Annotated in this window: 24 protein-coding genes; 15 read left to right on the forward strand and 9 right to left on the reverse strand. The window is 44.9% G+C overall.

Features of this window, described 5'->3' with window-relative positions; all coding sequences use genetic code 11:
- Together N2245_RS12020 and N2245_RS12025 are read right to left on the reverse strand one after the other, a co-directional pair.
- On the reverse strand, nucleotides 1–1,044 hold the full coding sequence (locus N2245_RS12020; RefSeq protein WP_494536976.1) for a lysylphosphatidylglycerol synthase transmembrane domain-containing protein: 1,044 nt from the start codon (nucleotides 1,042–1,044) through the stop codon (nucleotides 1–3).
- A gap of 9 nt (nucleotides 1,045–1,053) precedes the next feature.
- The gene (locus N2245_RS12025) at nucleotides 1,054–1,767 is read right to left on the reverse strand and encodes a hypothetical protein (protein WP_494536977.1); all 714 of its coding nucleotides are present in this window, start codon (nucleotides 1,765–1,767) and stop codon (nucleotides 1,054–1,056) included.
- 247 nt (nucleotides 1,768–2,014) lie between these two features.
- Between N2245_RS12025 and N2245_RS12030 the strand changes: the two genes are divergently transcribed.
- Nucleotides 2,015–2,197 (forward strand): hypothetical protein, encoded by a 183-nt coding sequence (locus N2245_RS12030; RefSeq protein ID WP_494536978.1) that lies wholly within the window; start codon nucleotides 2,015–2,017, stop codon nucleotides 2,195–2,197.
- A 342-nt stretch (nucleotides 2,198–2,539) separates the two neighbouring features.
- On the opposite strand, the gene N2245_RS12035 is transcribed toward N2245_RS12030, so the two are convergent.
- The 4 genes from N2245_RS12035 to mnmA all read right to left on the reverse strand — a co-directional run bounded on the left by N2245_RS12035 (nucleotide 2,540) and on the right by mnmA (nucleotide 7,064).
- A complete protein-coding gene (locus N2245_RS12035) occupies nucleotides 2,540–4,813 on the reverse strand; it encodes a flippase activity-associated protein Agl23 (protein WP_494536979.1) in 2,274 nt (757 codons plus the stop codon).
- Nucleotides 4,814–5,365: 552 nt separating this feature from the next.
- Entirely contained in the window at nucleotides 5,366–5,542 is a 177-nt protein-coding gene (locus N2245_RS12040) for a hypothetical protein (RefSeq protein WP_494536980.1), read from the reverse strand.
- On the reverse strand, nucleotides 5,532–5,903 hold the full coding sequence (locus tag N2245_RS12045) for a hypothetical protein (protein WP_012874985.1): 372 nt from the start codon (nucleotides 5,901–5,903) through the stop codon (nucleotides 5,532–5,534). The genes N2245_RS12040 and N2245_RS12045 overlap by 11 nt, the downstream gene beginning before the upstream one ends.
- A gap of 93 nt (nucleotides 5,904–5,996) precedes the next feature.
- Nucleotides 5,997–7,064, reverse strand: coding sequence for a tRNA 2-thiouridine(34) synthase MnmA (mnmA, locus tag N2245_RS12050; protein WP_494536981.1), 1,068 nt, complete (start codon nucleotides 7,062–7,064; stop codon nucleotides 5,997–5,999).
- A gap of 119 nt (nucleotides 7,065–7,183) precedes the next feature.
- On the opposite strand from mnmA, the gene recJ reads away from it, so the two are divergent.
- Nucleotides 7,184–8,878: a single-stranded-DNA-specific exonuclease RecJ gene (gene recJ / locus N2245_RS12055; RefSeq protein WP_494536982.1), complete on the forward strand. Its 1,695-nt coding sequence runs from the start codon at nucleotides 7,184–7,186 to the stop codon at nucleotides 8,876–8,878.
- A gap of 556 nt (nucleotides 8,879–9,434) precedes the next feature.
- On the forward strand, nucleotides 9,435–11,144 hold the full coding sequence (locus N2245_RS12060; protein WP_494536983.1) for a sensor histidine kinase: 1,710 nt from the start codon (nucleotides 9,435–9,437) through the stop codon (nucleotides 11,142–11,144).
- A gap of 1 nt (nucleotide 11,145) precedes the next feature.
- On the opposite strand, the gene N2245_RS12065 is transcribed toward N2245_RS12060, so the two are convergent.
- The 3 genes from N2245_RS12065 to N2245_RS12075 form a co-directional block, all read right to left on the reverse strand.
- On the reverse strand, nucleotides 11,146–11,499 hold the full coding sequence (locus N2245_RS12065; RefSeq protein WP_494536984.1) for a response regulator: 354 nt from the start codon (nucleotides 11,497–11,499) through the stop codon (nucleotides 11,146–11,148).
- Between the two features lie 20 nt (nucleotides 11,500–11,519).
- The gene (locus N2245_RS12070) at nucleotides 11,520–12,941 is read right to left on the reverse strand and encodes a sensor histidine kinase (RefSeq protein ID WP_494536985.1); all 1,422 of its coding nucleotides are present in this window, start codon (nucleotides 12,939–12,941) and stop codon (nucleotides 11,520–11,522) included.
- 72 nt (nucleotides 12,942–13,013) lie between these two features.
- Nucleotides 13,014–14,039 (reverse strand): DnaB-like helicase C-terminal domain-containing protein, encoded by a 1,026-nt coding sequence (locus N2245_RS12075; RefSeq protein WP_494536986.1) that lies wholly within the window; start codon nucleotides 14,037–14,039, stop codon nucleotides 13,014–13,016.
- A 199-nt stretch (nucleotides 14,040–14,238) separates the two neighbouring features.
- Here N2245_RS12075 and N2245_RS12080 point away from each other — a divergent pair, with 199 nt between their 5' ends.
- The 12 genes from N2245_RS12080 to N2245_RS12135 all read left to right on the forward strand — a co-directional run bounded on the left by N2245_RS12080 (nucleotide 14,239) and on the right by N2245_RS12135 (nucleotide 26,112).
- Entirely contained in the window at nucleotides 14,239–15,690 is a 1,452-nt protein-coding gene (locus N2245_RS12080) for a hypothetical protein (protein ID WP_494536987.1), read from the forward strand.
- A gap of 115 nt (nucleotides 15,691–15,805) precedes the next feature.
- Nucleotides 15,806–16,018 (forward strand): Flp family type IVb pilin, encoded by a 213-nt coding sequence (locus N2245_RS12085; RefSeq protein ID WP_494536988.1) that lies wholly within the window; start codon nucleotides 15,806–15,808, stop codon nucleotides 16,016–16,018.
- Between the two features lie 93 nt (nucleotides 16,019–16,111).
- Nucleotides 16,112–16,303 carry a pilus assembly protein gene (locus tag N2245_RS12090; protein WP_494536989.1) on the forward strand — a complete coding sequence of 64 codons (192 nt, stop codon included), beginning with the start codon at nucleotides 16,112–16,114 and terminating at the stop codon, nucleotides 16,301–16,303.
- Between the two features lie 28 nt (nucleotides 16,304–16,331).
- Complete coding sequence (locus tag N2245_RS12095; RefSeq protein ID WP_494536990.1) at nucleotides 16,332–16,763, forward strand: TadE/TadG family type IV pilus assembly protein; 432 nt, start codon at nucleotides 16,332–16,334, stop codon at nucleotides 16,761–16,763.
- Between the two features lie 11 nt (nucleotides 16,764–16,774).
- Nucleotides 16,775–17,182 (forward strand): TadE/TadG family type IV pilus assembly protein, encoded by a 408-nt coding sequence (locus tag N2245_RS12100; RefSeq protein ID WP_494536991.1) that lies wholly within the window; start codon nucleotides 16,775–16,777, stop codon nucleotides 17,180–17,182.
- A gap of 17 nt (nucleotides 17,183–17,199) precedes the next feature.
- A complete protein-coding gene (locus tag N2245_RS12105) occupies nucleotides 17,200–18,651 on the forward strand; it encodes a TadE/TadG family type IV pilus assembly protein (RefSeq protein WP_494536992.1) in 1,452 nt (483 codons plus the stop codon).
- A 95-nt stretch (nucleotides 18,652–18,746) separates the two neighbouring features.
- Nucleotides 18,747–19,514: a Flp pilus assembly protein CpaB gene (cpaB, locus tag N2245_RS12110; protein ID WP_494536993.1), complete on the forward strand. Its 768-nt coding sequence runs from the start codon at nucleotides 18,747–18,749 to the stop codon at nucleotides 19,512–19,514.
- A 24-nt stretch (nucleotides 19,515–19,538) separates the two neighbouring features.
- Nucleotides 19,539–20,801, forward strand: coding sequence for a CpaE/TadZ family protein (locus N2245_RS12115; protein ID WP_494536994.1), 1,263 nt, complete (start codon nucleotides 19,539–19,541; stop codon nucleotides 20,799–20,801).
- Between the two features lie 21 nt (nucleotides 20,802–20,822).
- Nucleotides 20,823–22,241: a TadA family conjugal transfer-associated ATPase gene (locus N2245_RS12120; protein ID WP_494536995.1), complete on the forward strand. Its 1,419-nt coding sequence runs from the start codon at nucleotides 20,823–20,825 to the stop codon at nucleotides 22,239–22,241.
- Nucleotides 22,242–22,254: 13 nt separating this feature from the next.
- Nucleotides 22,255–23,265: a type II secretion system F family protein gene (locus tag N2245_RS12125; RefSeq protein WP_494536996.1), complete on the forward strand. Its 1,011-nt coding sequence runs from the start codon at nucleotides 22,255–22,257 to the stop codon at nucleotides 23,263–23,265.
- A 55-nt stretch (nucleotides 23,266–23,320) separates the two neighbouring features.
- Complete coding sequence (locus N2245_RS12130) at nucleotides 23,321–25,198, forward strand: VWA domain-containing protein (RefSeq protein ID WP_494536997.1); 1,878 nt, start codon at nucleotides 23,321–23,323, stop codon at nucleotides 25,196–25,198.
- A gap of 182 nt (nucleotides 25,199–25,380) precedes the next feature.
- Nucleotides 25,381–26,112 carry a response regulator transcription factor gene (locus tag N2245_RS12135; RefSeq protein WP_494536998.1) on the forward strand — a complete coding sequence of 244 codons (732 nt, stop codon included), beginning with the start codon at nucleotides 25,381–25,383 and terminating at the stop codon, nucleotides 26,110–26,112.
- Nucleotides 26,113–26,125 lie beyond the last annotated feature (13 nt).

Consider the following 26,125-nt stretch of genomic DNA (forward strand, 5'->3'; position numbering starts at 1 on the left):
TTATTTCCCTCCAGAAAGATCTATAATCGCATCTTTGCCTGTAGCGAGGCTAGATACAACACTCAACCTAACACCAAGCAGAAACCATAATAAGGTACCAAATAGAATTACTGGAACTACCAAGACCACATGCAGGAGAAAAGCATATCCCAGTATAGCTTCTTTAGAAAGAAATGAGACCGATCCTAATGCTAACAACACCCCCGCCTCAAAGGTACCTATATAGCCTGGAGCTGCAGGTATGAGAGTGAAAAGATTTGCAACAGCTAGAGTTAGTAATACGTAAGAAAAACTAATATCGAAGTCGATGGATTTTGCCACCAGCCAGTAAGTTATCCCCTCGATCATCCATGAGACTGATGATAAAATAAGTCCCCAAAATACTATCCTAGGACTGCGAAGAATTTTCACACCTGATATGAACCTTGTACAGATCTCCCTGATCCTGTCAAAACCCCTAATAGGGAACATGCGGCTAATGAATGTGGTGGTGCTATAGGGGAAATAAGCGATAGTTATAAGAAACAGTATTGCCACCAAGAGCAGCAAAGCTACAATCAACATTACATGGACAGCATCTCTTGAAATTGATACCAAGAAACTGGCACCGAAGGCAATTGCCAACATCACAATGGCATCCATAAACCTCTCAATAAGTATTGTCCCAAGCGAGAGACTCTTGGAAACCCCTTCAAATTTAGACAGTAGGTAAACCCGTACGAACTCCCCAGCCCTAGCAGGTAATACATCGTTACCCATGTATCCTACGGTAAGTGAAGAAAAGAGATGTTTGATCGAGCATCTCTTGTATGGAGACAATAGCAATCCCCACCTGAACGCTCTGATTAGTACTCCTAAGAAGTACACAGCTATCGCTGCCAAAAGCTCTGGATAGCGAGTATTACTTAATATCGATGGTATCTGTCTTACATCAACACTCCTGAACGCTAGCCACAGAAAAACGAGACTTACCAAAAATGTAAACCAGCTCTTCCATGAAAACAGATATCTATAATTCTTATTCATCCCAGATAACTCTGACATTAGTGTTTATCACCTACTTCTGATTTGTCTCCAAATATCCTGCCTCCAAGCTATCAGGACGTTTTGTGGATACTGGTTTCCCCAACTAGTAGTGTCTCTAATAGTCTCTACGATGTAACCCTTTCTTGGAAGCAAACCTGAGCTAGTTGTGACATAAGCCTCGTCTGATGGCACCACCTTTCCAACGTTTACCCTTCTTAGATCACTTAGATACCATCTAGCTCCGTAGGCCAATTCTTGTGATACCCCGACGATCATAGCTCTGCCACCTTCAGGTTCACTGACAGTACGATCTAGTCGATAGACCTCTTTTGATACTTTAACGACTCTCTCAAAAGCTGATGAGACAACCTGAGAAGTAAATCCTACTTCAGCATAGCCTTCACCCGTTAGAGCAAGAGCACGATGTGACCAAGGCGTCAAAGAGCTGATAGCGGCTACAAACAAGAAAACTGCTAGTAAAGTCACCATCAAGACCCTACCTTGCAGAAGTCGAGTCAGAGCTAATGTAAAGAACCAGCATCCAATAAAGGTAGACAGCATCAATATTATGTAGACTGGGAAATCCAATAGTAGAACTAGCAGGGTCCCAAGCATCAGGATAGCCAACAGAGATAAAAACATATAGATCTCTACATGCAGGTTTCTATAATGCTTGAGATACAGATAGGCTACCAAACATGTAGCAAGGATCAAAACGAAGAAGGGCGCAGAGGTTATCATATAAACAAATATCCTCACCGGGCTGCCCAAAGGATCAGAAATATATCCCCCTTCGAAGATATATTCGAGAGCAGGAAGCTTTGTAAATCCATAACTTAGGGTAAAAATTACTCCCAATAACCAAGAAACAAATAAGCAAGCTATCGTAAAGTGTGTCCAACCTAATCGCCATGTACGATAGAGAGCCAAAGACAAGAGGAAAATACTCAAACAGATACCAGTAATACCCAGGCCGAATACAAATCCAATGGCAAAGAGCATAACTACCATAACTACCAATGACCTGGCGCTTATTAACCAGGGCAAAATCGAGAGAGTAAGAAAAATAGCTGAGCTCTCAGGCAGTGCGAAAGAACTTAGAGCCGCCCAAGATGGAAACAGAGATATTGAAAGTATGAAAGACAAAGTAGGAAAGCTATATCTACGATAGGAGTAGAGGTATGCCGTCAATGATCCAATAGCCGCTATACTAAGCAGCAAACTCAAGGCTCTGACTGAGTAATCCGACTTACCAAAGATAAACAACAATAAGGCTAGCAGCTGGACCTGAGCAGGAGCAAGAGAAATATCACTTACTTGCCCTTCCCTAAGCAAGTTTAGTGCTGCCAAAGCATACTGAATCTCAAAAGACGAGAGCGAAACCCTAACCAGGGACATAAGACGCAATAGTAAAGCTACAAGAAACGTAAAGGCTAGTACTAAGACAAGAAGATACCTACCTGAAAGGGTAAATAGACTAACGTCCTTAAGAGTCTTGAGCAGAGAACGCATCCTACTGCGTTCTCCCCTGGTTGAATAGAGGCAGTAAATCATTGCGAACGTAAACTACCATATCGAAAGAATCTAAGGTGCCATCAGGTTCGCGATATATGTAGTAACGCCATAGCTTTGCTTGTCTCTCCGGCTCACGTAGTTTCCATAGGCTATTGGCGATAGAACCCAGCTGATGGACAAACGAGTCTTTACCACTAGTTTCAGGTGCTAGATCTCTATACATGCTCTCTGGAAACCACCAACGCATTGGATAGACAAAAGAGGTATAGCCTTTCATATAAGGCTCAACTTTGTTTTGATTAGCAACGCCTACTATAACGAATTGCGCATTTTTTGGAGCAGAAGTTGGTCCCTGAGGTTCATAGCTAGCATTTGGAAAGTTTCTAAGGTACCAAACAAAGGGCCAGGATACCTCGGAATCGTAGATAATACTAGCACTTTCGGGGGTGCCGTTGATCTTCTCGGAAACATATTCAAACGCTTTGATTAGATTGGGAACTCTAGGAGTAGTCTGTACATATATAAGCATCTCTCTGGGTATATCACCATAGATATACGAAGCCTGTATGGCAGATCTGATAGTGTAGATAACACATAATGATAGTACAACAATAGTTAGAACCGTCATCGTGGTTCTAAATCTCAAAAACCAAAGGGAGATAATCAAGACTATTATTGCTGCTGTAAGACCTATATACAGAGGTGAGATACCAGGGATATTAGGGTTATAACCTGGAATTGAGACCTGATTAGCGGAATCAACCACCATTTTGGTCCAGCTAGCCATCTGAATGAAAGTCCACATAGCTATGATAAGCAGTACCGATATCGGTAGCAGTAATCTTCCTAGCTGCCCCTTTTTAACTAGAATTCCAACGTTCGATAAAAGATGAGAAACAACCACGGATGCCAACAGGAGAAAAGGCAAGGTTATGTGAAGAGAAAGCCAGGGCATCTTCTCTCCAGCCCAGCTATAGATTGCAAAGCTCATAATTGCCCAATACACGAGAAACATATAAGTGAAGAAAGGCAGGTCAATGTGAGAGTCCTTCTTATAAACTTTTCTAGTCAACCAGAACACGCCATAAAGTATTCCTATTAGCCCAAAGAGAGTAGGAACAGGCTCATATAGAGGCTGCATTACAGCGTAATAGAACCATGGTTGTCCACCCCGACGTTCCTCATGCTGCGCTAGCCAATAGAACAGCTGCCCAAAGGATCCACTTAGCAAGCCACCTAGCACATTTGTGTAGAGGCTGGTATAAAGAGGCACTGCTATTACCATAAAAGATCCAATCATCACTGCAAGCTGCTTACCAGGATGAGGCATGAATGCTATAGCTTCGGATAATGGATCACTGCTAACATAACCTTTCCTGATATAAACTAAACTCTTCCAAAATCCATCTCTCCTCAATATCACAAATAAGATCCCAAGCCAAACTATCAAGAACAAAGCTAATAGCTGTACTTGGGGGCTGGATATCATACCAAAAGCATAGTCTAAGCACTGAGAGAAAGTAGGGTGATCAAAAGGTATAGCCGGCAGTGGTGCCCAGTTCAGCATTTCGGGAAGAGCTTTAATCGTTAATAACCATGCTATAGGGACCGCTAAGTTCCAAATCAGGGCCTTCTTACTATGCACCAGCAGAAGATACAGATAGATAAAAGAAGCAAATATAAATATGATAATAAAACTTATCTCTTTGGCACAGAATAAGAAAACCCAACTTATCCATGCAATATGCATCCATAATGGGTTGCGGGATGCAACCCATCTGATCAAGCCTGCAAACATCAACAATCCCCAGAGGGCTCCATAGATATCATTACGTATAAACCTCGAATAATAGAGCATCTCTGGAGATATCAGAAGCAAAAAAGAAGCTAACAAAGCAGTTCTTCTACCAATTAGATCACGGAGAATAACTGGGATAGGAACTAAGATTGTACCAAATAGAGCGGGGACGATTCTAGCTGTATAGTCCGAGTCTCCAAACAGGGTATATATAATCGCGTTGGTATGAAACAGGAAAGGACCATGCATCATGGGGTCATGGACATACCCGAAACCTTTATAGTACAACCAAGAGAAATATGCATGCAGGCTCTCATCGTGATGAAGGGCACGACTACCCAGATCCCAGAATCTCGTAAGAGCAGCAATTAGAGTGAAAAGCACATAGAGAGCCAGCTCCCATCTACTTAACTGGGATCTGGTCTCGAGCTCTTTAGATGGGCTCGTTTCGGTACTTACGGACGAAGTCATCATAAAAGAGTGGCTGTCCTAATCTCCCTTTGTATGTAATCCTAGTAAAGGACGCAAGAAATTCTACATTAGTTTCAACTTGTGGCCATTCTCAAGACTAGAGCCAAGTCTCCTCTGAAAGCTCCTCTGGCTCACCAAACGATAGGAGACGAACAAGAATCGACCTTAAGAAGTAAGCAATTTGGCAGAAAAGCCACATAGAAACGGGCAATGCTATAACTAAGAACAAGCCGTAGATACTTACGGGACGCCCCGTAAGCAAGCATCTGAACGCATAGAGAACGAACAAGAAAGAACCAATTGTGGTACCCAGCCACATTAGGGCAGAAAAGCCAGTCGATTTATCCCCCGTTCTAAAGGAATAATATGCCAGGTCCAACAACTCTTTAAATATTGATGGTAAAGAAGAAACGAATATCCTAATCCAAAACATGCTTATCAAGATATAAGACTAAATTCCTTAAGGAGATAATAGAGGTGATAGTGGCCAAATACACAGAGACAATAAAAGTAGTTTAACTTAGACGATCTAGGTGTGGAGTCAGGAGGAAGGCTCTACCCTCTCCTGACTCTTGACAACAACCTTTCTCTAAGGTCTCTTCCAGATGAAGGTGCCTGTAGTAGTCCCACTATAACTCCCGCAAGTAAGCCCAAGATAAACCCTGGGATTAAACCACTTTCTGGGTCCTTCCTAATTATTACTATCTGGTTCTTACTCTCCTTATTTGCCATTACCTCTCCTCATAAAAGCCTGAACTGCGGCTCTAGCTCCAGCAGCAGCTGCTGATACCTTGATAAGCGGAGCAGTTATTCTCTCCCCTACAAAAGCAGTGGTACCCCTTACTGTCTCAGCACTCGAGTTAGCCTTATCGAGTATAGGGCCAATTTTTTCCCTAATAAGCGCAAATAATGCAATAAGAACGATCGTCAGCCCTACCATGAGTATGGCCCAAAGTAGTAAGAAGAAGCCCAATGCAATAATAACAATATCTCTCCACTGGGCTAGCGTAGGAGTAAAGATAACTCCTATCAGGACGATGATGAGGATCAACACAAGCAAACCTATACCTATAGCAAGAAAGGCTCTCTTCAAAAGATTCCCTCCGTATTTGATTTCCTAAGTGAAGAGTATAACTATAAAACGGATCTAAATGTGGCGTGTAGCAATCTTCACGCCAAGACACAATCAGGAAGTTGCCTTCCCCCCTCCCAGAACCTCTTCACCCTGATAGAATACCACAGCTTGACCTGGTGCCACATTACCCGGCCCCAAAAGTTCCACCCTTACAGACTTATCGTCTTCTGGATGTACAATAGCAGGGATACTAGCACCGCGATATCTGAGCTTTACCTCACACTCAAAAGATTCTGCTCTTGGAGAACCATCTATATAGTTGACATCGCATAACCTTATCTCACGCGAACTCAACTCTTCTTTGGTACCCACAACCACCATGTTCTTTTCCGGATCGAGTTTAACAACGTACATGGGCTTGCCCACAGTTATCCCCAAGCCCTTTCTCTGACCAATCGTATAGAAGGCCACACCATGGTGTACCCCCAGCTGCCGGCCACTTGTATCAACTATTGGGCCAGGGGACTCAGCATGGGGAGCTAAGCGCCTGACAAATGCTCTATAATCCCCGCTAGGAATAAAGCATATATCTTGACTCTCAGGTTTATTAGCCGTTACCAACCCATACTTCTTGGCTAACTCCCTGGTTTCAGCCTTAGTCTGCTCACCAATGGGCAAAAGCGTCCGCTCAAGCTCTCTCTGAGAGAGCATATAGAGGGTATAGCTCTGATCCTTAGCTGCATCCACCCCTGTAAGGAGCTTGACTCCGCTATCGGTTCTACGAAGACGCGCATAGTGGCCTGTAGCTATGTAGTCGGCCCCAAGGGCCATAGCCCTCTCAAAGAGATGGTGAAACTTGATATGGGCATTGCATGCTAAGCAAGGGTTAGGAGTTTTACCCTGCAGATACTCACTCACGAAGTAATCTACTACATCCTTCGCAAACTCTCTTTCCATATTCAGAGCGTAAAAGGGTATGCCTAACTTCCTGCACACCGCCTCGGCATCCCTCATAGAATCCAGCGTGCAGCATTGCTTACTTAGGCTATAGGCATTGGGATCTTCTTTGGAGTACAGACGTAAGTTGACGCCTATGACATCATAGCCCTGATCGCGCAGCATAGCTGCAGCGACAGAACTATCGACACCTCCGCTCATTGCAACTACTACAGTAGGCATATCTCTCCTAACAAGCCTTTCGTCTTCATACAATCACTTCATACAATATTTATGTTACCTAATTCAGACACTCGAAGTCATGCTTGGAACGAGTCAAAAAGTCTGCTAGCATCTAATGTATGTCTATACGGTCAACTACTAAGCATTGGCGAGTAAAGTGGTCAGGTGATAACTCCCTGCCAGCAACTGAAAAGCTACTACTGAGCAGGGGGTTAGTGTCTGCATATGATCGCGACCTGTTTTTCGTTGAGAATCCCCTCTACCAACTTGGAGACTTACTGGGAAACCCTTTCGAACTTCCTGATGCGGAGCAAGCTGCATTTGAAATCCTTAAAGCTATAAACAATAATGAGGACATCTGGATATATGGCGACTATGATGTCGATGGTGTGACCGCTAGTGCCATTCTGGGTAGGGGATTAAAGCAGCTAGGAGTTACGCCTAAGTTTTATATACCGCATAGAATCGACGAAGGATTTGGGCTCAACAAAGATGCTATTACCACCATTGCAGAAAAAGGCTGTAAGACCTTAGTAACAGTAGACTGCGGCGCCAGCAATGTAGAAGAAGTTGAGTACGCGACATCTCTAGGATTAAGAGTAATCATCACTGACCATCACACCACAACATCGGAATTAGACTTTCCTGTCCCAGTAGTGAACCCTATCAGGCAGATAGGAAACTATCCATATAGAGAGCATACAGGTGCTGGTGTAGCCTATTCCTTTCTAAGAGCTATAGTGTACAAAAGCCCCCATCGTAAAAGGATAAAGGTTCATCCACTTATACAGCTAGCAGCACTTGGTACCATAGGCGATGTTGCCCCCCTAACCGGTGAGAACCGGTTATTGGTGAGAGCGGGACTACAGTCAATGCGAACCGTCCCTCTGGTAGGATTGAGGGCTCTCTTCCAAAGAAGTGGCATAATTTCTTCTTTTGTAAATGAAGTAGATCTAGCATTCAAAGTCGTTCCTAGGCTCAACTCAGCAGGCAGGATGTCTCATGCAAAGGTAGCACTGAAGCTTCTACTGACAGATGACCCATTGGATGCCTTCAAGATATCACTGAACCTAGAAAAACTAAACGCACTTCGGAAAGCAACCACCGATAGCATGCTAGTTGAGGCTAGGCAGATGATAGAAAGCGGCATAGCTCTCAACGGTAATATAATCACCGTAGCTAAGGATGGCTGGTCACCAGCGCTGTTAGGTATCATCGCTGCCCAACTTGTGCGTGAGTATGGCAAACCTGTAATAGTTGCTAGCATATCAGGAGATAAGGCTAGAGCTAGCGTGCGATCAATTACTGGCAAGGATATTATGACCCCCCTTAACAACTGCTCTTCCCTGATGCTAGAGTTCGGAGGGCATTCCCATGCTGCTGGATTCACATGTGATATATCTGCTCTTCAAAACATACACTATCAGTTAGATGCTGAGATACCTAGCATTAGATCTGTTGAAGATCTACCCGAGGTGGATATAGAGATATCACCCGAAGACTTAAATGAGGAGCTATCAGATCTACTTTGCAAGATGGCACCATTTGGTCATGGGAATCCTGAGCTCAGGTTTGGCATAAACGATGTCCAAATGCACAATATACAGTTGGTGGGCAGTGATTTCTCGCATCTCAAGTTCGAGATTGAAGGAGCAAGCGGTAGAAGGATTGAGGTGCTTGGTTTTGGAGCAGGCAGGTATTATAGAGAAGCTATTAGAGCAAATACAGCTAGTATGGTTATTGCACCGCTGTTAGATAGATGTGGCAGCTACAAGCTGCTGCGCTTCAAGCTCATCCACTTGTTCTTAGCGTAACTCGACCACTCACCCAGCCTCTAATTTGCAAGGTTTTCCAAGAATAATACGCCAGCCAAAGACTATCCTAGGTATCTGAGGGTTTTGCATCTGCGATCGGTAATCCTCTCACAGGTCTTTCCAATATCAGGACTTATTCACCACCTTAGATGCACGAGTGCGATTGCAACCTTCTAATAGATTACAGTTTTGCTAACAAACCTATAACTTACTCCTGCTACAAAACTATTGAGTAGAGCTCTGGAGATCTAACAACAAATAGCAAAAGTTACCTAATCTTGGGGGACAAACTATATAGTACTAAAGTAACATTCCCATCACCCGTATCTAGCTCATATACTTTTCTCAAAAGCGTTGTATATAGTTGTATATAATTGTAGTTCTTGTTAGCTTGTTCGAGATTTATATGTGTATAGATAGTGATAACTATAACACTGAATATAATCAGATAGTTCATGAATCTTCTGTATACATTACAACGATCAACAGTAACACAAAAGCATATAAAGCTGTTTTACAGATCTGTAAAACACTTGGCTTCAAGGGGTTCACTCTTATGGAGAGGAATGATGAAAGAATCTCAATAAGAGTTCCAGCTGAGCTTAGGAGTCAAATACAAGACCGTGATCTAGATAAACTTGCTAGGGACATCTTTTACCATTCCAAGCAGAATACATTCAATTCCGAGAGCACGTGTTTTATAGATAATACAAGTAATATGTTAGTTACTTTGGGCGAGGACAAATATATAGCGCTCCTTGGCAAGAAAGCCGACTCCTTACCAATTCCATCCGATAGCCTAGAGAGTATACTACAAAAGCTATTGGACTTGGATAAAGAACATCGCTTACAAGCTCGAGCAAACGAGCTCGTATTAGATCTGAACGAAGCCTCAGATCCAAAGCAACTCTTGGCAAAACTATATGAGAAGCTTGTTGAATTCAGCGACCACTTAGCACTCGCGATCCGGATTTCTTCCCAAGAGACAATAGTTTACCACCCTGAAGATAAAAATATACTCAAGATCATAGTGGATGCTAAAGATGCTCAAGGCGAGGTACTTGGGTACATCCTGAAGTCTTTTCCCATATCCAATAAGGAGAATCCTCAAGATAGCATTGGGACCATATATGTGTTGGTTGATATTATGTCTTCATCCAGCTCCATCTATAGAGAGTTGTTGGAACTTATTGAGCTGCTGCTGCCACACCTCTATGTATGGATTAACAGATACCTTCAAGTCCATAAGATAGAGCTAGAAACTGAGAAGAAAAACCTCATATTCAACGCTACCTCAGATGCTATTCTCGTATTCTCAGAAGATAGGCTAATTCAGGTAAATCCTGCGGGTAAAAAGCTGCTAGGAATAGATCGGGTAGGCGAACGGCTGCAGGATCTCGATAAGATATGTGACATCGGAATAGACGAGATTCTAAATTTAGATTCTCCTAGCATCATTAGAATCGAGACTTCTATAGGCACTAGAGAGTTGGAGGTTAGAAAACTCGAGCCAGAGAATCCAAATGACAACCAAAAAATTATTACTATGAGAGATGTCACTGAGCAGAGAGAACTTGATAGAGCTAAGAGCAACTTTATATCTATGGTTTCTCATGAGCTCAGAACCCCTCTTAACTCCATACTAGGGTTTGCTAACGTCATACTCAGTGGCGCTACTGGTCCTCTATCGGATAGACAAAGAGAGTTCCTTGAGTACATACAGGCAAGCTCAAGACACCTAGTGCAACTGGTTAGCGATATCTTGGACCTATCTAGAATAGATGCTGGGACCTTTACATTACACAAGAGTAAAGTATTACCTGAGATCATAGCTAAACAGGTCGTCTCTCAGCTCTCTGGGTTAGCAGCGGAACAAAACATAGAATTAGCCTTCTTATCTGACAAGAAGATTCCCAAAATTGAGGCAGATGGGAGAAGAGTAGAACAAGTACTGATTAATCTCGTAGGCAATGCGATAAAGTTTACCCCCTCTGGTGGGAAAGTGATCGTTAGAGTAAGAAACAAAGGAGATCACGTGCTTTTCAGCGTTAGCGATACCGGCCCAGGCATCTCTGAAGAGGACATGGATCGTATCTTTGAGCGCTTTTACCAGCCAATCATGAATCCCCAAGCAGCAACAAAAGGAACAGGGCTTGGTCTAGCGATAGCAAAATCTTTGGTTGAACAGCATGGGGGTAAAATCTGGGTAGATAGTACTCCTGGCCAAGGGGCAACCTTCCACTTCACTCTTCCCATAAAGCCTTAGACTATCTTAAGCCTCGCCGAACTCGGACAATCAGCTCTTCCATGGAAAAAGGCTTTGTTATGTAATCATCCGCTCCTCTTTCTAAGCCGGCGGCAACTTCCTCTACACCAGCTAAGCCTGTGACCATAATGACAAAAGTATCACACAACAAAGGATCAGATCTAATATTTTCAAGAATATCGTAGCCGCTTATAGAAGGCATAGTTATATCGAGCAAAACAACTTCCGGTTGGAGACGTCTTATGGCTTCCATGGAATTAGAAGGATCCACCGCTAGGGCTTCTATATCCTCGCGATCCAACATCTCTACTAGAAGTTCGCGCATTTCTAGTTCATCGTCTACGATTACTACCATGTAGGCATTTCCAATCCTAGCTAGTTAAAACTAGCTAAACTTCTTCTCTTACTAGTAGAGTAGTTAGTATTACCCGTTGCCTCTAGTAATAAGTATCTAGGGAAAGTTATACAGAATACAGAGCCTTTTGGTTCGTTGTCTTCAACCCAAATCTTACCGCCATGAGACTCCACTATCATCCTGGCAAAGTAGAGTCCTAAACCTGCCCCAGCTACATCTCCAACATTACCACCCCGGGAAAAAGGTTCAAATATCAGTCCTCTATCTTTGGGCAATATACCCCTACCTTGATCAGAGATTTTTATAAGCAGCCCATCGGCTTCTATCGTTTCGAGATGTACAACTACCTGCGCCTCCTCAGGAGAATATTTGAGACCATTATTGATGACGTTAGCTATTGCCTGTTCTAGTAAAGTACGATCAGCAAAGACCTCGAACTTTTCCACTTGGGAATAAAATACTACCCTTTGGGAAGAATGTGTGACTTCAAACCTGTGTACAACCCCTCTTACCAGCTGTACCAAATCGATATTATGTTGATGCAAGCTGAGAGACGTACCAGTGCTGCTGTGAGCAATACGATGAAGCAAATCAACTATACGTTCTGCCTGGGATGTCATGAGCTCTACATGATGCATAACCTTTACTGGGATAAATTCTCGATCCTTCTTGATCAACTCTGCGCATCCCCTGATTACAGACACTGGAGTACGTATCTCATGGTCCGCTATCCGCAACATCTCTTCCCTAGCTTGAAGCAGGGCTCTTTTACGTTCAAACCTCTCTAGGTTGGTAATATCCCTTAGGATCAAAAGCATATCCCCTGAACCTAGGAAATCATTTATCCTATATACTGAGAGCGTAGCACGATGCTCTTGCCCATCCTTTCCACCTAGAGTGACTATTAGCGAACTGTCTGGGTTACAGGTAGTAATCTGTTCTATATCCGCTTCTAACTCACGATCGGGCAAACTAAGAATATCACCTATCGGCCTCCCATCAGCTTCATGATCTAACATCAATATCCTTCTAGCAGCCTCATTCATCATCTTGACACGTAGATTGCTGTCTAGAAGCACCATGCCGTCTGCGGAACTGTTAAACATCGCGTTCCAACACTGAATAGCGCTCCTTAATTTCAGATCCTGCTGCACACTAAATTTGAGAAGCACAACTCCTGAAAGCAGCACCATACAAAGGAGGATCAAGGCTAGTATTAGAAAGTCCTGTAGCCTTCCACTCTCCAGACCATCCTTGAGAGTAATTAGAAATATAGCTCCCGAGGCGACCACTATCATAAGGCTAGAAATAAAAACTATAGGGGCAAGAGAGGAGATTATCTTTGCCTTGCCAAGCGTTAGGACAAGAGCAACTATACCAGCCAAAAGTAGCATGGTAGCTGCCCAGGTAATACCATCGCTGTAAGATAGCAACATAGTCATGCATTTAGCATACTGCCTTTACCTGAAAGGTAGATTAACAAGGCAATGTTGGCACATGACAGAAAGGTGAATCTACTCTATATGAACCATGTCATCAACTAACGGCTCCGGGACAGCATCACCCGAGGGATCGAACATGGAGAAATTGAACATCTTCTTGAGCTGAAAATCTACTAGGTCTCTTCCTAGCCTATTCTTCTCTATACTAAAAACCACCCAGCCTGACATCTGTATTGCCTTGTAAGCCGTAAGGTCAACTGCCTGTCTAGAGACAATTCGACTCTTTTCGTTCATTACTACGATCAAGTCGGCCTCGTACAATAGAGCCGATGACCCTCTAAGGTGGTAAGATCTAAGCCTCCGCGCACGAATACCTTCCTTATCAGCTGCAACGATAGCTAGGATCGGGATCTCACGACTTAGTGCAAGGTCCTTAAGCCCCTCAACCACCTTTCCAGTTCTATCCTCCTCGCTCAGAGCACGCTCGTTGCTATAGACCTTTTGAAGGTAATCGATCACCAGAAATAGCCTATTGCCTCCATTAGCCGTATGTTCATCTACTAACCTTGAAATGACATCAAGGTCCGTACTAGAAGAAGAAGCCTTCGCAATCCTAAACTTGGAGGCATAATTCCCCATCTTCTCGAGAGCTAAACGGCCATATTGATCACCCTCAAGTCTTGCTAATGCACCAGCTGGAGAACTATTGGCTAATCGAAGCTCATCATACAGATCTGACAACCTTAATCCTGCCACATCGCCATTGGGTAATTTACGTACGCTTTCCATAGATATCAGTCTAAGCATCAGCTCCTCTTCGGAATGCTCATAGCATACATAGACCACATCTACCCCTTGGATGGCCATATTGCGCGCCACCTGAAGGGCAAAAGTAGTCTTACCAGCGCCTTCTCCTCCACCTAGCAGGAAGAGGTTGCCTCTCCTAAGCCCACCTGCAATCCTCCTATCCAGAGCACGAATACCAGTTGGATAACACTCGGAGGCGTTTAGGTTACCTTGCAACGACCTACGATGGAGATCTTCCATTAGCTCGTGAAGAGAGAAAGCTGTGATAGAAGTACCCTTTGTGTTCAACATGTATGATCAAACTCCTGGCTCGAGTCTAACAGGGATAATACTCCTTTACAATAAGTAATTGCTCAAAATGACTAAAGTGTCATGATTTCTAGGTGGTCTTTCATCTGTTTCTCACAATAATCGCTAGCCCTAAAGTTATGCTCAGAAGCATACTTAAGCTTGCTAAAGCGAAGTCCTAGAGATTATGGAACGATTTGTAATGTCTGAAGCCAACAAATGGACAGGCAGATGTTTTTTCTCACCTATCGCAGCTATCCTGCTGATAGTAGCTTTCTACTTCAGCTATCTCTCCTGGCAGGACTACGATATTTATTGGCATTTAGCGACCGGAAGATCCGCAATAGAGCAAGGAACAAGCCCATACATTGATCACTTCTCTTGGACCGCGGCCGGCCAGAGAGTAATAGCCCACTACGCCCAAGTGGACAAGCTCCTATTTCTTATCTGGAGTCTAATGGGAGACAAGGGATTACAGATCTTCTCAGGACTTGGGATAGTTCTTACCCTGCTACCTTTAGCCCTGCTTATCAGCAGGTTCACACTGCACCCACTATTAGAGGCTTCTGTGCTGTTAGTTTCAATACTGGCAATATTTCCGTACACAGGGGCCAGGCCTCATGTAGTAGGATTCGTGCTGTTCAGCTTGCTAGTGTTGATGTTGGACCTGCCATTTACACCTAATAAGGCAGTTATCACTGGCCTTATCTTGGGATTGTGGGCAAATGCCCACGCTACATTTCAGGTTGGCTTTGCAATGATGGCCGTTTCTGCTCTGGTGTGGCTTACATCGAAGCAGATAAAATCCGGATTACTAGCTTGCGCATCAATCCTGATAGGAATATTGCTATTTCTCTTTAACCCCCAATGGGATATCCTCTGGCGATGGCCAGTAATGCAGTGGACCGGAGCTTATACCCAAAAGTACAACCTAGACTGGACATCTCTCCAACCACTTAAATTATCTCTCCTTCCTACAGCTATATTGCTGTTAGCAGCATGCTCCCTAGGCATACTTAGATGGGAACCCAGGGCCATCGGAGCCCTAGGACTCACACTTCCCACTATCCAGACAGCACGTTATACACCTTTCTTGATACCTTTGCTGGTTTACTCAATACTGCTCTCGCTTACTAAAAAAAGAAACCTTAAAGCTCTCTTCACACAAGAGTTATTTGCGAATCCCAGAACCAACAAAAGGATAAGTATACTATCAACAGTTGCTCTATTGGCCAGCGTTCTTGTAATATCGCTACTTATACCACCAAGCGCTACAGATAACAGCAGCTTTACTTTCCCAAGAATGGCCGTACAAGAGCTAATTGCTTGTGGTAGCCCTGCACCTGTGTGGAATGATTATAACTGGGGTGGATTCATAATCTGGGAAACAAACGCCTCCTACTCGGTGTCATTCGATGGTAGAGCTGAGGTGTTATACAGCAAACATCTCTTCCAGGACTATCTGAAGGTTGTCAATCAGTCACAGGGATGGAAACAGATAGTACAACAATCTCCAGCACGCTATGCGGTATTCCCCGCTCACTCGTCACCAGCCTTTGAACGAATCAAAGGTTGGAGGTTAGTCTATATGGACGAAACTGCTATCATCTATGCTCGACGAGATGCTATATGGCGCTGTAAGGGTCATATCTAACCTAACAGAACTGTTATGTAATCTGCTATCCACATTCATGCATTGTTCAGAAGGCGCCAATATACTGAAGATATCAAGCGGGAACACCCCAAATATAAAACAAGAGGAGACGGAAATGCAGAAGCTAAACGAGTTGTATGTAAGGTTGATGACCGAGGTAAATCTCGCCCTCGAGTCAGCCATGAAGCCCAGGGAAGGCCAGGGCATGGTAGAGTACGCACTTATTATCGTACTGGTGAGCATCGCCGCAATAGTAGCGCTAGGTTTGCTCGGAGGCCAGATCAGCAACGTATTCCAGAGGATCACACAGACCCTATCAGGCAGCTAATCTCAGACTCAGCTCCCTACGCTAAGGGCCAGCTGTAAGTACAGCTGGCCCTTAGCCATAGTTTCCATAATGACGAGCCAGGGGAATTTTAGGATGAGTCTACAAAATCTATCTCGTAGGATCACCCAACTACCCAAGAAACTGCTCCTGGCAGTTGAGGGCCAAGGGCTTGTAGAGTACGCAGTCATTATTCTAGTGGTAGCGCTGGTAGTATTTGCAGCTCTTGATCTATTTGGGCAAACCCTATTGACCTACTATTACAGAGCAGTAAACGCTTTCCCATAAAAACATCTAGGACAATCTTAACTTGAGCATGTACGAGTATAGACAGGCACCAAGGAAATGTAAAACTTTAGAAGGGCAGTCTATAGTAGAGTTTGCCCTGCTCTTACCAGTGTTGCTGCTCATCACGCTGGGGTTGCTGGATCTAGGTAGGGCTTTCTACTTTCAGGAAACCATTACCAATGCCGCTCGCGAAGGCGCCAGGTACTATTCGTTCCATACAGATCAAAGTGGGCAGGCCAGATCGATAGCGGTAAGAGAGGCTGGCGCCCTAGGACCTTATATAACGGTTACACCCTCAGGACCTACCGTAGATCCTAGCACAGGCGACAGATATGTGAGCGTTACAGTGCAATATAACTTCAAGCTGATAACACCCTTGGTGCAACAGGTAGTAGGCCAGAGCATAAATCTAAGAGCCACCAGCAGGATGCCAGCAGCGCAGATCACAGTAAACCCTTAGGGCAAGAGCATATGATCAGAAGCATTATAAGGGACAACAAACACCTGCCAGGACAAGCGATAGTCGAATTCGCACTAGTTATCCCTATCATGCTTCTGCTCATCATGGTCACAGTAGACTTTGGCAGAGCTATATGGTACTACAATGCCATTGCCAACGGAGCGAGAGAAGGCGCACGCTATGGCATAGTTGGATCGCATTCAGATGCCGAGATCATCAATACAGTACTACAGAAATCTACCGGGGTACCGCTCTCGAACTCGAATATAACGGTCACACGCTCCGGTACATCCCCTAATGGTAGCATCAAGGTGAGTATAACCTACGACTTCAGGCCTATAACCCCCTTGGTATCCAACCTAATCCCAGGGGGCAAAATAAATCTTAAGGCAAGTTCGGAGATGTCACTAGAACAATGAGAAGTATGAGAGGATCAATGAGTATAAGATCTAGAGCTCGAAAGTTAGCTGCCCCAAGAAGTGGGCAATCTCTTGTATTGTTCGCACTACTATCTGTTGTACTAATAGGTTTCATCGCTCTAGGAATAGACCTGGGTATGGCTTACTCGCAAAGGAGATTCATGCAAAACGCTGTGGATGCAGCAGCGCTCGCAGCTACTAATCAACTGGCTAACAACCTGCAGGGCACCAGTGACGGTAGCTGGACTTTCCTAGTCAAAGACCAAAACATAAGAGATACTGTAAAGAGGTACATCGATGCTAATAGCGGAATAACTCCTCCAGGGGCATCTTATGGGGCTGCAGGAAGTTGTTCAAGTGGTCCTTTCTGTATAGAGTACTTGAACGTCAACAAGAGTCTGCTGGACAAAAGCCCGACATCAAATGGCCAAGTACCTAGCGGTACAGCTATAGTAAGGGTGAGCGTCAAACGAACATACTCCACGTTCCTTGCTACTGTCCTAGGAAGAAATAAGATGTCGGTCGGAGCTACAGCAGCAGCACGGATATTCCCGGTTTCTAAGCCCCAATACCCACCAACTGGGGTATGGCCCATGACTCGCAAGTACACTGGAAATGCTCTAACTGAGTTTCCCACGAACGGTGCTTGCCCTCCTCCTGTAGTGTTCTGGTCGCCAAACGATTCGGGATCAACCGTAGGAGACTTCAAAGGGTTATTCTATGTTGGCAAATACTCAGCATATGTACAGGAGAAAAATTATGACCCATCAAAGAAAGTCGCCGGTACTATCCCCAATCACGTGCAGATGATTACTGAGTTCATCAGCGACAACAACGATCCGTATGGAGATACCGAGGGTCCTCCAGCTAATCTGAACGGTAGCGACGTGCACGACTCATTAGTCCAGTGGTTCAGAAACGGACTCAGCATCAAACTAACAGCCGGAAGCTATCTGACACCGCCCTCAGATGCTAACGACGAGCCTACTACACCAAGCTACAGTGGAAAACTCTCAAGCTGGCAGATAAACCGCAATTCCACATATGCAGCATATGGGGATAAGGTAGAAGTGATCACTGGCAACCTTGGGAACAATATATCAGACGCCATGAAGGAATATGTACATAACCATGTGGTAGGAAAGGACTCATGTGGAGGTAACTACGCACTAGTAGCAGTTTACCTCTGGGATAAGGCAGAGACTTTCCAAAGCTCAAAGAGCTCAACTCAAAGGGGTAAATTTGTCACGCTGACCGGGTCCGGAGGAGATGTAAATAGAGTAAGTCTCAGGGATTGGAGGATATACAGGTTCTACGATCCCTATCAACCCAACGCATCAAGCTATCCAGTCCAGAGCTTTACCAACAGTTCAGAGATAAGAGGCTACTTCCCTTCTGTATCGGTGAATGCGCCTCCACAGTCTGGCAACCCATCACCGTTTCAGAATACCGTCAGGCTCATAGACTAATAGCTAGCCTAATCTGAAAGAAAAGTTAGGAAGGAGTAACCAGCTAGTCAGGGATTATTTAAGCTGCAGGGCTATCCTGTAATTAGGAGGTATCTATGCGTAAGAGAATTGGAATTTTACTGATGATAGTTGGGCTAGCTCTAGCAGCCTTTGCCGGACTTACAGTAATCAACGTCACTAGGGCAGCTAGAGAAGCCAAGCCTGTAATAAAACAGGTACAAGTGGTAGTAGCGGCTCAGGATATAGCTCAGGGCAGCCCTATAACAGCATCGATGCTGGAAACAAAGCCATTTCCAGCCGACTTTGCCCCCAACGAGGCTGTAAGTAGCATAAATGATGCTGTGAACCGCTATAGTGCTACGAATATAGTCAAGGGGCAGATAATAACTCGCCCTCTATTATCAGATACTAAGCAGGTAGGCAAACTTGCCCTAAGCATACCTAAGGGCAAAGTAGCGTTCGCACTACCCGCATCCGATCTGCTCAGCGGAAATGGGCAGATTCAGCCCGGGGACAGGGTAGATGTATTGGTCACTTTCTTTGTCAAGATGACATCAATTAGCCCTGACGGACAGACCTCGGAAGAGGAGAGAGCCACTACGCAAACTACCCTCCAAGATCTTGAGGTGTTGGACGTACTCGGTACCGGTAACGGAAGCAATGCTAAATCTCCAGCTGTTGTCCTACTGGTAGATCCACAGCAGGCGGTAACGCTCAAGCTGGCTAAGGATAGTGACAAGGCGGTCATTGATCTAGCACTAAGAGGGTCTTCAGACGATCACAAGCAGCACGACACAGACGGTGAGACCGAGGACTCTGTCATAGTGAAGTACAAGTTCCGCAAGCCGGAGCCGGTGAAGTAAACATGAGATTAGAGGGATAAACAGATGCCAGAACAAACTTCTTTGATGTCGCTCAAATGCTTGGTGCTAGATGACTCAGTGATCTACGCAGAGGCTATAAAGCAAATGTTAGCCTCTGAACCGGGTATAGAGATCATTAACTCACACACCAGTTTTGGCGAGGGAGTAAGGGCCGCCAAGAAACACAAACCCGATATAGTCTTGTTGGCAGGTGATACTCCTGGAGTGTCATCTATAGTTGAGTCCCTTGACTCCTCAGTGCCAGAGATCCCGATCATAGTATTATTTAGCAGCGAAGAGCCCGACCTGGCTAGGGAATGCATATTAGCCGGAGCGCAATTATGCCTCTACAGCCTGGATGACCGTAACGAGTTAGTAAGTTCTATCAGAAGGCTAGTAGCGAGGGAAAGACGTAGAAGGACCCAGATCGTAGCTCAAGCTACGGGAGACCAGCCAAGGTTAGCTAGAGTTCTAACCTTTCATAGCGCAAAAGGTGGTTCAGGCACCACCACAATGGTAGTGAATACAGCTATCTCACTTGCACAGTTCACCAAGAAGAGAGTCGTAATTGTGGATGCAGCTCTCCAGTCAGCGGATGTTGGCGTCTTACTTGATCTGGACCACCCAACGAATATAGCTGACCTGATGCCTCACATGAAGGAACTAGATGAGGATCTTCTATCAGAGATTATGGCAACACATAGCAGTGGAGTAAAAGTACTTCTAGCTCCATCTCAGATAGAGAGATCAGAGCTGATAACAGAAGAGCAGTTTCTTAGGATAATTGGTGTCCTACGCAAGGCAGCAGATTATGTACTCATAGATACCCCACATATTTTAGATGCAGTCTCGATGGCAGCACTTGATACCTGTGATCAAATAGTCGTGGTCAGCACCCCTGAAGTAGCAGCACTGCGTAATACTGCTCGCTTCCTTCAGCTAACCTCACGTCTAGGATATCCGCAGGAGAAGATATTCCTACTCATCAACAGGGCTGGAAGTAAAGGTGCAGTCAACCTGGATGATATCAAGAAGCATATAAAGTACGAGATAGGGGCTACTATCCCATCAGGCGGCAAGAAAATGATATCAGCAACTAATACGGGTGTGCCGGTGACTATGGAGAAGGGAAAGTCTTCCATGGCTAAAGCCTTTATTACATTGGCTACAAAGCTTAGTGAGGGCGAACTCGAGTCTAGACGTAAGAGAACAGCCAAGATAATTAGCTGGATACGCATTGGCAGGAAGCAGGAAAAACCCAATCCAGCAGTTGTGCAAAACACCTAATATCGTATAGGAGGCTAGAGTATGCCCTTTTCGATCTCAGATCGACTCAACAGAAATAACAATCAAGAACCTAATAACAACGGGCACACACCCACCGATGGAAAGGTCACGAGCACGAACGACAGCTCTCCTATTCAGACCATCGTAACACCGCCTATTACAGAGAGCGCGTCTCAGAGGGTCAATTGGCATCAAATCAAGTCTCTCGTGCAAAGAAGATTACTTGAGGAGGTAGACCTCGGAGGCAATATCGATGCCGAAAACATAACGACAATTCGGCGCACCCTAGAAGGCATGTTCAATGAGATACTAGCTGAGGAGAATATTCAACTTCCAAGGCCTGATAGAGTAAGACTCTTTGAAGCTATATCGGCCGAGATACTCGCCTTCGGGCCTTTAGAGCCTTTACTGCAGGACGAGACTATCACAGAAATCATGGTAAACGGACCAGATCATGTCTGGGTCGAGAGAAATGGCCGACTTGAAGAAACCAATGTCAAATTCGATAACGAAGAGCATGTACGTAGGATCATAGAGCGAATAATAGCTCCGCTCGGGAGGAGATGCGACGAGAATTCCCCGATGGTGGATGCAAGACTTCCAGATGGATCTCGTGTGAATGCAATTATTCCTCCACTATCATTAGTAGGGCCCGTGCTCACCATCCGAAAGTTCTCGGCTGACCCTCTAACAGTAAATGATCTACTACAATTTGGAACACTGACCCCACCAGTGGTCGAGTTCCTAAAGGCTTGCGTCAAAGGTAGATTAAACATGGTAGTCTCTGGAGGCACAGGCTCAGGAAAGACAACCTTATTGAACGTGCTTTCGTCATTCATTCCCGATAACGAAAGAATAATAACCATAGAGGATGCAGCAGAGCTACAACTTCGACAGAGGCACGTAGTCAGGTTGGAGAAGAGACCCCCAAATGCCGAGGGGAAGGGAGAGATTACGATCAGGGACTTGGTGGTCAACTCACTTCGTATGCGTCCCGACCGAATTATAGTTGGTGAGGTAAGAAGCGGTGAGGCCCTAGACATGCTCCAGGCGATGAACACAGGGCATGATGGCTCTCTAACAACACTACACTCTAACTCTCCAAGAGATACACTCGCACGACTGGAAACCATGGTTTTGATGTCAGGCATGGATCTGCCGCTTAGAGCCATCCGTGAGCAAATAGCTTCGGCCATCGATATCATAGTGCACCAGGAAAGACTGCAAGACGGTTCTCGTAAAGTCGTCAAGATCAGCGAGGTGCAAGGCATGGAGGGGGATACCATAGTCCTGCAGGATATATTCGAGTTTAGACAGTATGGTATGGTTGGTAGGCAAGTTGTTGGAGAGCTAGTTGCAAAGGGCACCAGGCCAAAGTGCCTCGAGAAACTCGCGGCTCACAACATACACGTACCTCCATCCATATTCCAGGCATCATAAAAGGGAGAAACAAGTGATCAACCTGGATAATATCTTCGCTCAGCCAGAAAACTTAGCTGGTATAACTGTAGCCCTAGGAGTTTTCTTGATTTTCTTAGGATTATCCCTATACATAAGGCATAGGAGATGGCAGGAGAGATTACACCAGTTAATAGGCAGGCATCTAGAAGCCACCAGTTCTTCCCATGATACGTCACCCGAGATCTTACCGCAAAAGGTGCTACTCAGCCTGAGAATTAGAGATAAGCTAAAGGATCTTATAATCACACCCAAGTTCCGAAGAGAGTTACTAACAGCGGGGCTGGGCATAGCAGCCGATAAGTTCGTATTGGTCCGTTTGGCTGGTGCGATGCTATGCTCTCTCCTAGTAATACTGTTTATTCCAGGTAACTATCCCCTGTTTAGAACCATAGCAGCAATTTTCGGGCTGATAGCCGGCTATCAACTGCCCAGAGCTTACCTAGCTCTGCGCCGAAAGAGAAGATTAAGCGCCCTAGAAAGACAACTTCCAGACGCTATAGATGTCTTGGCCGGAGCTCTAGAGGCAGGCTCTAGCCTTGCACAAGCAATGATGCTGGCGGCTAGAGAGATGTCTAACCCTATATCTGATGAGTTCATAAAAGTAGTGCGTGATCAGGAGTTGGGACTTAGCCAGGAAGAAGCTCTCAGAAGAATGCTGGAAAGGTGTCCTAGTGAAGATTTGGACATGATGATAACAGCAATAAATATTCAATATAGAGTAGGTGGTAGTTTGGCTCACGTTCTGAAGTCCATCTCAACTACGATTAGGGAAAGGCTGAGGATCAAGGGAGAGATAAGAGTCCTTACAGCTCAAGGGAGAATCTCTGCCTACATCGTGACTGCTATACCCTTCCTGTTGACTGGAGCAATATTTGTTTTGAATAGAAGCTACATAATGCCGTTGTTCACCACGAACATGGGAAGAATAATGCTTGGAGCGGCACTTGTGGGCATAACGATGGGCTACTACGTGATGAGAAGAATAATAGCTATAAAGGTCTAACAATATGAAGTTGCGCATATCAGTGTTAAGAATTAGCTTAGTTTTAGTTATTCTCATGTCCTGGTCATACTTGCCCACTGTGCTGGCTGCAGATTCCGGCCCTGCAGCTAAGGTAGATATCAGGGAGATCTCAACCACATCACAACCCAAGATAGCCATGACGCTTTCTGTGACCAACTCTAAGGGCTTACCAGTAACTGACCTAAGCGCGGACGACTTTATCATTAAGGAAAATGGGAAGGAACAATCCGATATAGCTGTCTATCCCTTTTACCAGAACCCTGATCCTGTAGATGTAATGCTGACTCTAGACACAAGCGCAAGCATGAATGACGATGCATTCACAGCTGCCCAAGATGCAGCCTACGGGTTGATCAACGGGTTGGCTCCAGAAGACCAGGTAGGATTAATAACTTTTGACAAGAAGGCAAGGGTTATAGAGCCTTTGACTCAAGATCATGCAAGAGTACAAGAATCCATTCAGAAACTCAGCCGAAGTGTGGGCACAGCGTTATACGAAGGATTATCGCTTGCGGCTCAAGAGGTTGCCAAGGGAAAGAATACTAAAGCAATCGTGTTGATGACCGATGGCTTCAATACCTCAGGAAATACCACTTTGGAGGAAGCCCTAGGCAAGGCTCAACAAGTAGGAGCATCCGTGTTCACGGTTGGATTCGGGAAAAAGGTAGATGCCCAAGGATTACAGAAAATAGCAACTGAAACCGGAGGGGAATACTTCTCAGCTCCAACTAACGCCCAACTCAGAAAGGTGTTTGCCGATATATCTCAGAAACTTCATCAAGAGTATAGGTTATCATACACATCTTCAACCATCTCAAAGGAAGGCGAGAAGGTAAAAGTAGATATCTATCTCAAATCCTCACCTTCTTCTCCTATATATAGCTTCTCTTATAGCTATGCTAGTAGGACAAGCGAAACTAGCAGCATACAGCCAATCAAGGTAGGCAATCTACCAGTGATAAACCCAGGCAAGCCAGCAGGTGAGGTACCACCTCCACCAGTAAGCTTACCTATCCTCGGGATTATTGCTGCAAGTGGTGTCCTATTTCTAATCTACGGGTTGGTTTTAGTTCAAAGGCCAAGTCCTATACAGAGAAGACTCAAGAAATTACTGCATGAAGAGCATCAAGATACAACTCCCGAAGTCACGGTCAATAAAAAGAAGACTTCCATAGTAGACCTGATAAAGCCATTAGTACCTTTAGTCTCAGTAACGGTAGTTAGATGGATTCCTGGTAAGTGGCAAAGGTCCATTGTAGATAAACTGATAGCTGCCGCCTATCCACACGGTATTCGCCTAGCACATTTCATTACAATACAGGTACTACTGGGCTTAGCAGGATTCTTATTAGGATTAGTACTAGCTCACAACTTAATATTGGGATTCGTGCTGCTAGCTATAGGGGTATATCTACCTTTGTTCTGGCTTTCACGAGAAATCAAGCAACGCAGACAAAGGATACTCTTACAGATGCCAGACGCCCTCGACCTTTTGACCATAAGCGTTGAAGCAGGACTGGGTTTTGATGCTGCCATGTTGGAAATAGTGCAGAAATGGGATAACGATATCGCTAGGGAATTTGCATTGGTTCTCAGCGAGATGAAACTCGGCAAGAGCCGTAGAGACGCTCTTAGATCCATGGCCGAGAGAGTACAGCTCGACGAGATGAAGTTACTCGTAAGTTCCATAGTCCAGGCGGATGAGATAGGGGCTAGTATAGGCAGAACCCTGTCTATACAATCAGAACAGATGCGACTTCGACGAAGGCAAAGAGCTGAGGAGTTAGGCCACAAGGCAGTGATCAAGATAATCATACCTATGGTGCTATTCATATTCCCAGCCGTGTTCATAGTACTTCTTGGGCCTGCCATCCCGGCCATCTTGAATGCGCTAGGTAACATCGGTAAGTAGAAATAAGCGCACACATCACCTAATGGGCAGGAGAATTCAAATATTAACCTCCTGCCCTTCCTGCTTTTACTCCCTACTAAGGCCAACAACTAGCAGGAACAGATGATAAATATAACTAATAATGTCTTATACTGTATGCGTGGATGTCTATAATGCCTGTACAAGAGTGCGAGGGATACAAAATGCAACCACGCAAGGCACTGATACTGGCTATCGATGATGATCCTCTAACAGGAAAACTTATAGATTTCCTGTTGGAAAACGAAGGTCACGAAGTTGAAATTGCTGCTGATCCGAGTCAAGCCTTGAGAGCATTAGAACAAAGAACTCCTGACCTTATACTTCTAGACGTCCAACTCCCTAGGATGGATGGTTTCACCTTGCTCAAACATATAAAGAAGCAATATCCTGAGATGCCTGTAATCATGCTTACCGCTCGTGCTGAAATGCAGGATAAGCTTACTGGGCTTGAATCCGGCGCTGATGATTACGTCGTAAAGCCATTCGAGCCTGCAGAGTTGGTGGCCAGAGTTAAGTCTGTTCTCAGGCGAGCCAATCGTCAATTGGCGGCTACTATGGATATGCTAATAGTGGAAAACGGCATCGAGCTTAACATACCAGACTTGACAGCTAAGCTGCCCACTGGGGAGAAGGTTACCCTGACCCCAATGGAGATGCGCATACTACAAAGGCTAATGTCCAGTCCTAATAGAGTTGTGTCAAGAGATGACCTAGCTATGTACGCTGCCGGATACGTTGCTGACACATCCAGCAACCAGATAGATGTTTACATTGGGAGGATCAGGAGAAAACTAGGAGACGACCCTAATGATCCCAAATACATAGCAACCATTAGGGGTAGTGGATACAAATTTCTGTCTCCAGAAAGGCTACGTAACACGAGGCAGAGTTGATACCCCTTACTAT

The sequence above is a fragment of the Thermobaculum sp. T2p genome, assembly GCF_059335935.1.

Coding starts and splice junctions, on each gene's coding strand:
- N2245_RS12135 (WP_494536998.1), top strand. CDS start 25,381: ATGCAACCACGCAAGGCACTGATACTGGCTATCGATGATGATCCTCTA.
- N2245_RS12040 (WP_494536980.1), bottom strand. CDS start 5,542: ATGGCAAATAAGGAGAGTAAGAACCAGATAGTAATAATTAGGAAGGAC.
- N2245_RS12105 (WP_494536992.1), top strand. CDS start 17,200: ATGAGTATAAGATCTAGAGCTCGAAAGTTAGCTGCCCCAAGAAGTGGG.
- N2245_RS12115 (WP_494536994.1), top strand. CDS start 19,539: ATGCCAGAACAAACTTCTTTGATGTCGCTCAAATGCTTGGTGCTAGAT.
- N2245_RS12100 (WP_494536991.1), top strand. CDS start 16,775: ATGATCAGAAGCATTATAAGGGACAACAAACACCTGCCAGGACAAGCG.
- N2245_RS12120 (WP_494536995.1), top strand. CDS start 20,823: ATGCCCTTTTCGATCTCAGATCGACTCAACAGAAATAACAATCAAGAA.
- N2245_RS12060 (WP_494536983.1), top strand. CDS start 9,435: ATGGAGAGGAATGATGAAAGAATCTCAATAAGAGTTCCAGCTGAGCTT.
- N2245_RS12085 (WP_494536988.1), top strand. CDS start 15,806: ATGCAGAAGCTAAACGAGTTGTATGTAAGGTTGATGACCGAGGTAAAT.
- N2245_RS12035 (WP_494536979.1), bottom strand. CDS start 4,813: ATGATGACTTCGTCCGTAAGTACCGAAACGAGCCCATCTAAAGAGCTC.
- N2245_RS12065 (WP_494536984.1), bottom strand. CDS start 11,499: ATGGTAGTAATCGTAGACGATGAACTAGAAATGCGCGAACTTCTAGTA.
- recJ (WP_494536982.1), top strand. CDS start 7,184: ATGTCTATACGGTCAACTACTAAGCATTGGCGAGTAAAGTGGTCAGGT.
- N2245_RS12095 (WP_494536990.1), top strand. CDS start 16,332: ATGTACGAGTATAGACAGGCACCAAGGAAATGTAAAACTTTAGAAGGG.
- N2245_RS12020 (WP_494536976.1), bottom strand. CDS start 1,044: ATGTCAGAGTTATCTGGGATGAATAAGAATTATAGATATCTGTTTTCA.
- N2245_RS12080 (WP_494536987.1), top strand. CDS start 14,239: ATGTCTGAAGCCAACAAATGGACAGGCAGATGTTTTTTCTCACCTATC.
- N2245_RS12025 (WP_494536977.1), bottom strand. CDS start 1,767: ATGATAACCTCTGCGCCCTTCTTCGTTTTGATCCTTGCTACATGTTTG.
- mnmA (WP_494536981.1), bottom strand. CDS start 7,064: ATGCCTACTGTAGTAGTTGCAATGAGCGGAGGTGTCGATAGTTCTGTC.
- N2245_RS12070 (WP_494536985.1), bottom strand. CDS start 12,941: ATGACTATGTTGCTATCTTACAGCGATGGTATTACCTGGGCAGCTACC.
- N2245_RS12075 (WP_494536986.1), bottom strand. CDS start 14,039: ATGTTGAACACAAAGGGTACTTCTATCACAGCTTTCTCTCTTCACGAG.
- N2245_RS12090 (WP_494536989.1), top strand. CDS start 16,112: ATGAGTCTACAAAATCTATCTCGTAGGATCACCCAACTACCCAAGAAA.
- N2245_RS12130 (WP_494536997.1), top strand. CDS start 23,321: ATGTCCTGGTCATACTTGCCCACTGTGCTGGCTGCAGATTCCGGCCCT.
- cpaB (WP_494536993.1), top strand. CDS start 18,747: ATGCGTAAGAGAATTGGAATTTTACTGATGATAGTTGGGCTAGCTCTA.
- N2245_RS12030 (WP_494536978.1), top strand. CDS start 2,015: ATGGCAAAGAGCATAACTACCATAACTACCAATGACCTGGCGCTTATT.